Below are 2,329 nucleotides of genomic sequence, written 5' to 3' on the forward strand. Positions count from 1 at the left end.
CCGCCCAACCCCCAGGGCCCTCCCGGCCAGCAGCTTTCCAACCCGTTCGCGCAGCAGCAGCCCGGCGGCTTCGGCGGCTCGCAGGCGCCGCAGATCCCGCAGGGCCCGGCGGCGGGCATCGGCGCGGTGCTGCAGAAGTTCCACGAGGTGCCGACCGGCCAGCGCTGGACGCTGCAGAACTCCGCGCTTGTCCGCGCCGACCTCGGCGTCGACGGCCAGCCCGTACTCGCCAAGCAGGGCAGCATGGTGCTGTACCAGGGCAAGGTGGACTTCTCCTACAAGGGCGCCGGCTTCACGGGCCGTGTGGTCGGCAACGCGACCGGCCAGGAGATGCAGCTGATGCGGTGCAGCGGCCGCGGCCAGGTCTTCTTCGCCGAGAACGCCGCACACGTGCACCCCGTGGAGCTGCAGGGCGACGCGATCTGCGTCTCGGCCGAGAACGTGCTGGCGTTCGACGAGTCGCTGCAGCACGAGGTACGCCGGATCGAGGGCCATGGCATCCCCGGTGGCGCGCTGTTCACGATGCAGTTCAGCGGAACCGGCACGGTCGTCGTCAAGACACAGGGAACTCCCGTCGTACTGCCGGTCACCCCCACGACGTTCGCCGACGCGCAAGCGGTGGTGGCCTGGTCAGCGGCGGCACAGGTGATCGTCACCAGCCAGGTGCGGCTGCACCGCAACGCCTATCCGGGGCACAGCGGGGAGACCGTCAACCTCCAGTTCCGGGGCGCGCCCGGCAACTTCATCGTCGTCCAGCCGTACGAGGTCTAGGGGGAGCCCGTCATGAACCAGCCAGCACCACTCGCGGGCTTCGCGCCCGCTCCCGTGGCAGCACGTATGGAGAACCACGGGGCGCACATGGTCAAGGTGGCCATGCAGTCGGGTCACGACCTGTTCGCGCGGCCCGGCTCGATGGTCGCCTACGAGGGCTTCGTGCAGTACGAGGCCAACCCGCCCGCCGTGCGCCAGATGGCCTCGCAGTGGCTGACCGGCGAGCAGAACCCGCTGATGCTCTGCCGCGGCGACGGGCTGCTCTACCTGGCCGATTACGGCGCGGATGTCGTCTGCGTCAACCTCAACGAGGAGTCGCTGTCAGTCAACGGCACCAATCTGCTCGCCTTCGACGCGCACCTCCAGTGGGGCGTCGAGCGGGTCAAGGGGCTCGCCAAGTTCGCCGGCCAGGGCTTGTTCAACGTCGGCGTACGCGGCACCGGCTGGGTCGCGCTGACCTCGCGCGGCACTCCCGTGGTCGTGGACTGCGGGCGCGGCGAGGACGAGACGTATGTCGACCCGGACGCGCTGGTGGCCTGGTCCAGCGGCCTGAAGATGAAGGGCAAGCGGAGCATGAAGGCCGGAGCGCTCATCGGCCGGGGCAGCGGCGAGGCGTATCAGATCGCCTTCTCCGGACAGGGCTTCGTGGTCGTCCAGCCGAGCGAGGACAGCACGGACCGCATCCGGGTCCGGGGCTGACGGGAAGCCGAAGGGGAAAGGAAGAACAGCCGTGCAGAGCTCACTCTTCGGATACGCCGAGGTCGCGACGGAGGACCGTTACGCGGTGCAGAACCCGCAGCTGCTGCGGGTGCAGCTGACCGGGCACGACGACGTGCTGGCACGCAAGGGGGCCATGGTCGCGTACCAGGGCCTGCTGGAGTTCGACGCCGAGTACCAGGGCCAGAGCCGGCGCCGCGGCCCGGCGCGCGAGCAGCTGCCGCTGATGCGCTGCTCGGGCCAGGGCACGGTGTTCCTGGCCAACCTGGCGCAGTACGTGCACGTGGTGGACGTCGACCGGGACGGCCTCACCGTCGACGCCTCATACGTCCTGGCCATGGACTCGACGCTGCACCACGAGGTCATCTCCGTGGACAGCCAGTTCGGGATCTCCGGGACCGGTTCGTACAACCTCAACATCACCGGCCAGGGCAAGGTGGCGCTGATGACCTCGGGCCAGCCGCTGCTGCTGAACGTCACCCCGGACACCTACGTCAACGCCGACTCCGACGCCGTCGTCGCCTGGTCCAGCGGCCTCCGCGTCCAGATGCAGGCCCAGACCTCCTCCCAGGGCGTCTGGCGCCGCCGCGGCAACACCGGTGAGGGCTGGGAGCTCTCCTTCATGGGCCAGGGCTACGCCCTCGTCCAGCCCAGCGAACTGCTCCCCCCGCAGAACGCCCAGATCGGCGGCGGCCTCCGCGCCCAGTACGGCATGGGCCCCCAGGGCGCCCGCGGCCAGAACCAGGGCAACATCTTCACCAACTGAGTGCCCTCGGGCCGTCTTACGCCGAAAGTCCGCCCGCCAACGTCGGCCGCCCCGGTGTGCATCCGCACACCGGGG

General features: G+C 69.9%; 3 protein-coding genes. All 3 read left to right on the forward strand.

All coding sequences use genetic code 11. The features are described 5' to 3' along the window. Nucleotides 1–771 (forward strand): AIM24 family protein (locus tag ITI46_RS34165; RefSeq protein ID WP_247747019.1); only part of this gene is annotated, 771 nt, incomplete at its 5' end. Between the two features lie 12 nt (nt 772–783). Beyond that, nucleotides 784–1,470, forward strand: coding sequence for an AIM24 family protein (locus ITI46_RS34170; RefSeq protein WP_209243898.1), 687 nt, complete (start codon nt 784–786; stop codon nt 1,468–1,470). 31 nt (nt 1,471–1,501) lie between these two features. After that, nucleotides 1,502–2,254 carry an AIM24 family protein gene (locus ITI46_RS34175; RefSeq protein WP_209243900.1) on the forward strand — a complete coding sequence of 251 codons (753 nt, stop codon included), beginning with the start codon at nt 1,502–1,504 and terminating at the stop codon, nt 2,252–2,254. Nucleotides 2,255–2,329: the final 75 nt, after the last annotated feature.

The sequence above is a fragment of the Streptomyces oryzae genome (assembly GCF_017676365.1).
Taxonomy (GTDB): domain Bacteria; phylum Actinomycetota; class Actinomycetes; order Streptomycetales; family Streptomycetaceae; genus Streptomyces; species Streptomyces oryzae.

Excerpts from the sequence above, each read along its gene's own strand:
- ITI46_RS34170 (WP_209243898.1), top strand. The coding sequence starts at position 784 with ATGAACCAGCCAGCACCACTCGCGGGCTTCGCGCCCGCTCCCGTGGCA.